The sequence below is a fragment of the Actinoplanes sp. NPDC051343 genome, from assembly GCF_044455125.1.
GTDB lineage: Bacteria > Actinomycetota > Actinomycetes > Mycobacteriales > Micromonosporaceae > Actinoplanes.
The window spans coordinates 1-5,223 of the sequence record NZ_JBITEL010000045.1; the positions used below are offsets into that span (position 1 = coordinate 1).

Below are 5,223 nucleotides of genomic sequence, written 5' to 3' on the forward strand. Positions count from 1 at the left end.
GATGTTGTGTCCACAACGCACAGACGATCATGCGGTGGCCGTCCTCGTTCCTGCGGGATCCGAGGTCACCTCACGAACGGCGGCTGCCGTACTAGCCAACGCCGTCCTACGTGCCGCAACTGGTCCGTCGACACCGCCGGAACCCGCCACCGACACCAGAAGCCTGCAGGAAGGCACCGAGGCGATGCCCGACAAAGTCATCGCCTTCCCAACCCCCTGAAAATGCAGCCTCGCCCGGTGACCCAACTGATCGCCGACTACCTTCCGAACAAACCTTCGACGGCGCGAGAGCGCGCGCAGCCTGCGCACGCTTCACGATGCGCGATCGCCTCCCCAGGCTGCCGCGCACGCTTGGCGGCTAAATTCGTGCACTCGTGTGCGACGCGGCTATCGCTATGCCCGGCCTCCGAACTACGTCCATGGGCGAGTCGCCTCCAGGCGCACGCGACATCGTATTCCTCGGTTGGTAGACCCGGCCTGACGCGTACTCCGCGGTATATGTGATCATCCATTCAAGGCGTGATCGCGCTGCTCATCCGCGTGGTCACTGCTTCTCGCGTGCGGCGTCACGATGCCGCTGTCCTGGGCCGCGACATTGAAGGTGGAGAAAGCATGGCTTTGCAAGAACTCCAGGCAATGCAGGTTGCCTACGAGCTGCTGTCCCCGCTCGACCCGAGCGCCCAACAACGGGTCCTGGCCTGGTTGTCAGCGGCACTCGCGGATCCCAATGGCGTCCCCAAGGCTCCAGAGGAGCCCGTGGCGCCGGTGACAGCGGTCGCCGACGTGCCGGTAGATGGCGCTTCTGCGAATGACCGCGCGGACGCGTCGACAGCGAACGCGACGGTGGCACCGGACAGCAAAATCGCAGCACCGGCAGCGCCCGTCGAGCAGCGTGGGCCCAAGCGGGAACCTCAAGGCGCCCTCGAACCGGGCTCCAAGTCCGAGGCGGCACCGGCGCCGGCCCTGCGGCCGAAACGCGCCCGAGCGGCGAAGGCCACCGGTCGGCGCTCCGCCAAGACGGCTGAACCGCCGGCCGCCGCAACCCCGGCGCAGGCAGCGCCCGGACGCCGTACCGAGCGGCCCACCGGTGAGCAGTTCCTTACTGACCTCGCTGCCGTGGGCTCGTTCAAGGCACTCGCCGCCACGTACGGCAAGTCGGTCGGCACGATCGGCAACTGGGCCAACCAGCTCCGCGAACAGGGATTCGACATCCCGGTCGGTCGGCTGAAGAAGGCTTGAACCGCACCAGCCGTAGGCGAGGACGAAGAGCGGCCGAAGATTACTGCCGCTCCGGGCTCCCACCTCTTCCCGCGGGTTGCCCCGACTACCGGTGAGTGCCCGACTCGGGCAGGAACGGACACATGGCCAGGCGATGCGGCATGCGAGGCCGGGAGCATATTGCTGGTGGCGCGCTCCCGGCCGGTTACAGCGTAGCCGCGCACGAACTCAACCCTGCCGGGTGCCGGCCGGCTCGGACACGCTTTGACGACGGCGGCGGCAGCGATCGTTATCCGCGGCAATTGAGATGACATGCATCGGCCGGTCGCGGTCGGTGGGTTGAGTCGAGGTGTACGCCGTTCGTGGTCTTGACGGCCAACAGATTCGGGGGGCCTCCTCAGCTCAGACGCAGTTTCTGCGTTGGACATCGATGGTCACGGAGCTTGAGGAGGTCCCAAATGTCGATCGTAGGCGGCCTGGACATCCACCGGAAGCAGCTGACATTCGACTGGGTCGACGAGCAGAACGACAAGTGGGAACACGGCCGGATCGCGCCGGCCGACCGGGAACACCTGGCCGACTGGCGACCCGGTTCGACCCGGCGGTGGGGACGGTGGCGTTCGCGATGGAAGGCTGCACCGGCTGGCGCTACATCGTCGAAGAAATGAGTAAAGCTGGCGTGACCGCACACCTAGCCGAGCCGGCGGAAACGTCCGCGCTGCGCGGCCCGAAACGGCGGGCCAAGACCGACAAGGCCGACGCGAAGCTCCTGCGGGAACTGCTCGCGACCGGTCGGCTGCCTGAGTGCTACATCCCGCCGGAGCAGGTCCCGGAATGGCGGGCGCTGCTCGAGCTCTATCAGGACCTCCGGACCCAGCACACCGGCTGGGCGCAACGGATCCAATCGGTGTGTTTCCACCAGGGCACCACCGCGCCCGGGCAGGCCGGAATCGTCCGCGGCGACCGGGCCCGGCTCCACGCGATCATCGACGAGCAACTGTCGGTCGTCGGCCGGCTCCAGGTCAACACCGCACTGGCCATCATGGACACCCTCGCCGATCATCTCGAGCGGCTACGCCGGCGGCTGCTGTCCACCGCCCGCGGGGTCAAGGGCACCCGGGCGTTGATCATGACATCTACGGCGTCGGGCCGCTCAGCTCGCTGGCCTTGTGCGCCTGGCTCGGCGGCGCCGGCCGGTTCTCCTCCTCGCGCAAGGCAGTCCGGTTCGTCGGCCTCGACATCACCGTGCACTCCTCCGACGGCAAAGGCAGCCCCGGCCAGATCTCCCGGCAAGGACCGGAGGTACTGCGCTGGCTGCTGTTCGAAGCCGCGAAAACCTCCGCCCGCCCGTGCGCACCCGGCTACGGCTACTACACCGGCGTCAAAGAGCGTTACGACGCGAACCGGGCCTGCCTGTCGCAGGCCCGCCGGATCGTCCGGCACGCCACTCACATCCTGGACGCTTTGGGCGACGACGCGTTCACCGTCATCGCTCAGCCCGCCGCACCGACCACCATCGCCCGCTGAGCCACGACGCGGTCACCCCGCAACGAGGACCGGCAGTCCGCAGTCACCGATGACGGGCACCACCGCGGCCAGCTCCGCGCACGCACTTGTCAGACCGTGCCACCACCGCCCACCCCGACGGTGACCACGGACGGCCTAATGAGACTGAGCGGCCGCACCCCAGCCGAGGGGGCCACCCGATCAATCATCATGTCGCGGACGCACATCTCGTCCGACGGCCATAGGTAAGTCTGGCTGCCACCTCGCCACCACCCGCGCGGCAACGCGAGCGAACAACCGACCAATAGGAGTCGCCACCGGATTCAAACCCGGCGCCCGCCGCAACTCGCCAACCGCACGCGAGGCGATCCGGCATGGTCAAAATCCATCAAAGAACCACAAGATTGTCGCTAGTACTCCAGCAGGAGATCATTTCTGACCCGCGGTGACGTGTGGTTTTGTCCGTAGGCGGCAAGCAGCCACCGTCGAGCCTGAGGTTTGTGAGGACCAAACAGGATGCGGCGGTGGCTGCCGCCTACAGAGTAGATGCCCGGCGATGGTCTGCGTTGTTCGGCGAGTTGATGGACCCGATCGAGACACGCTTCTCTCGGCCGGAACCGCGACGGCGGGTCCGGGACTTCGTGTCTGGCCTGCTGGCGCCGCTACCGAGCAAGAACTGCTGGACCATCGCCGAACATGCCGGTGACGACAACCCGGGCGCGATGCAAGACCTGATCGGCCGGGCCAGCTGGGACGACGCCCTGGTGCGCGCTGACGTGCGGCATTTCGTGGCCCGCCGACTGGGTCATCCCGACGCGATCCTGGTGATCGACGAAACCGGTGACCTGAAGAAGGGCCGCGACACCGTCGGCGTTCAACGGCAGTACTCCGGGACCGCCGGGAAGATCGAGAACTGTCAGCTCGCGGTCCATCTGACCTACGCTTCCGCGCTCGGGCACGCGCTGATTGATGTCGCGCTCTACCTGCCCAGATCGTGGTCCGACGACCCGCAACGCAGGGCCCAGGCGGGGGTGCCCGAGCAAGTCGGGTTCGCCACGAAACCGCAGCTGGCCCGCCGCCTGATCGAGACCGCGGTGGCCGGCGGCCTTCCTTGCCGATGGGTCACCGGCGACGAGGCCTACGGCGGTGACCCGGCTCTGGCCACGGCACTGCGACAGCAGGGGTTCGGCTACGTCTTGGCCGTTGCCTGCTCGCATCGAGCACCGACCGGCCTCGGTGTTCACCGTGCTGACCAGATCGCCGCCGGCCTGCCGAAGCGGGCGTGGCAACGGATGTCCGCAGGCGACGGCGCGAAAGGGCACCGCTATTACGACTGGGCGTTCGTCACTCTGCCCTTGGCCGTCGACCGGCACGACGGACACCACTGGCTCTTGATTCGTCGCAACCGCACCACCGGCGAGCTGGCTTTCTACCGCTGCTGGAGCCCCGAAACCGTTGCCCTGCACCACCTGGTCACCGTCGCCGGCCGCCGTTGGAGCATCGAGGAATCCTTCCAAGCGGCCAAGACCGGGCTCGGCCTCGATCAGCACCAGCACCGCCGATGGAAGGCCTGGCACCGTTGGACGACGCTGGTCATCGCCGCCCACGCGTTCCTTGCCGCCGCGGCGACCCTTTGCACACCGAGCCCGGACGGCCTGATCGCGGTCACCGTCAACGAACTACGCCGGCTGTTCCATGCCCTGGTCATCGAACCTTCCCGGCGCATCGCCGACGTCATCGCCTGGTCCATATACCGCCGACGACACCAAGACGCCGCCAAGACCAGCCACTACGCCCGCCAAGCCCTCACCGAACCCTGAAATAGATCTCCTGCTGGAGTACTAGACGCAACGCCGTTCAGTTAAGGCGTGGTGGCGGCTGTCAAGCGTGTCTTGGAGACGAAGCAGCGGAGCTCCGGTATAGAGGGTGGTCACTCTAAGACGCCCTTGAACCTGGAGCTCCGCTGGCTGATCAGATTGCCATAACTCGAACGGTGACGGTAGCTGCAGGGGTGTTCGCGCCGGGACATCTCGGTGAGTTGACCCGTCTGATCCCGTTCGAGATGGTCGACGACGTCCTGGCCGCGACTGGTACCACCCAGTCGCGGGTACGGCTGCTACCAGCCCGGGTCACCATCTACCTGTTACTGGCGGGCTGTCTGTTCGCCGAGGTCGGTTATCGGCAGGTCTGGCAGAAACTGACCTCAGGGCTGACCGGTCTGGGCCTGGCGGCACCGACCGGCAGCGCACTGCGTCAGGCCCGTCAACGCCTCGGAGCCGCCCCGCTACGAGCTTTGTTCCATCTGTTGCGCGGTCCGGCTGCCACGACGGCCGCCCATGCCGTTCGATGGAAGGGCCTGTTGATCTGCGCGATCGACGGCACCCACCGAGCCTGTCAAGATTTTGGCTCTGGCGCTCTTTCGGTGGTGACCGTGGGTGATCTCAGTTGAGGAGGATCCGGTGGCGGAGGAGGGTGAATCCGGCTCGGCCATGCATCTGG

General features: G+C 66.9%; 6 protein-coding genes and 1 pseudogene. 6 read left to right on the plus strand and 1 reads right to left on the minus strand.

What is annotated here, in order from left to right:
• From ACIA5C_RS48525 to ACIA5C_RS48535, 3 genes and pseudogenes are all read left to right on the plus strand, one after another.
• Nucleotides 1-220 (plus strand): annotated as a pseudogene (locus ACIA5C_RS48525) (hypothetical protein); the annotation flags it as partial.
• 299 nt (nt 221-519) lie between these two features.
• Nucleotides 520-1,239, plus strand: a complete 720-nt coding sequence (locus tag ACIA5C_RS48530) for a hypothetical protein (protein WP_396068173.1) — start codon at nt 520-522, stop codon at nt 1,237-1,239.
• Between the two features lie 437 nt (nt 1,240-1,676).
• Entirely contained in the window at nt 1,677-1,886 is a 210-nt protein-coding gene (locus ACIA5C_RS48535; RefSeq protein ID WP_396068175.1) for a hypothetical protein, read from the plus strand.
• A 23-nt stretch (nt 1,887-1,909) separates the two neighbouring features.
• Here the strand turns inward: ACIA5C_RS48535 and ACIA5C_RS48540 are convergent, their stop codons facing one another.
• Nucleotides 1,910-2,281, minus strand: a complete 372-nt coding sequence (locus ACIA5C_RS48540; RefSeq protein WP_396068183.1) for a hypothetical protein — start codon at nt 2,279-2,281, stop codon at nt 1,910-1,912.
• Nucleotides 2,282-2,352: 71 nt separating this feature from the next.
• Here ACIA5C_RS48540 and ACIA5C_RS48545 point away from each other — a divergent pair, with 71 nt between their 5' ends.
• The 3 genes from ACIA5C_RS48545 to ACIA5C_RS48555 all read left to right on the plus strand — a co-directional run bounded on the left by ACIA5C_RS48545 (nt 2,353) and on the right by ACIA5C_RS48555 (nt 5,173).
• The gene (locus ACIA5C_RS48545) at nt 2,353-2,745 is read left to right on the plus strand and encodes a transposase (RefSeq protein ID WP_396068179.1); all 393 of its coding nucleotides are present in this window, start codon (nt 2,353-2,355) and stop codon (nt 2,743-2,745) included.
• Nucleotides 2,746-3,305: 560 nt separating this feature from the next.
• Complete coding sequence (locus ACIA5C_RS48550) at nt 3,306-4,544, plus strand: IS701 family transposase (RefSeq protein WP_396068181.1); 1,239 nt, start codon at nt 3,306-3,308, stop codon at nt 4,542-4,544.
• Nucleotides 4,545-4,717: 173 nt separating this feature from the next.
• The gene (locus tag ACIA5C_RS48555; RefSeq protein ID WP_396068177.1) at nt 4,718-5,173 is read left to right on the plus strand and encodes a transposase domain-containing protein; all 456 of its coding nucleotides are present in this window, start codon (nt 4,718-4,720) and stop codon (nt 5,171-5,173) included.
• Nucleotides 5,174-5,223 lie beyond the last annotated feature (50 nt).

Bases quoted from the DNA above. Each gene is read 5' to 3' on its own strand.
- ACIA5C_RS48540 (WP_396068183.1), bottom strand. From the start codon at position 2,281: ATGATCGGCGAGGGTGTCCATGATGGCCAGTGCGGTGTTGACCTGGAG.
- ACIA5C_RS48535 (WP_396068175.1), top strand. From the start codon at position 1,677: ATGTCGATCGTAGGCGGCCTGGACATCCACCGGAAGCAGCTGACATTC.
- ACIA5C_RS48550 (WP_396068181.1), top strand. From the start codon at position 3,306: ATGGACCCGATCGAGACACGCTTCTCTCGGCCGGAACCGCGACGGCGG.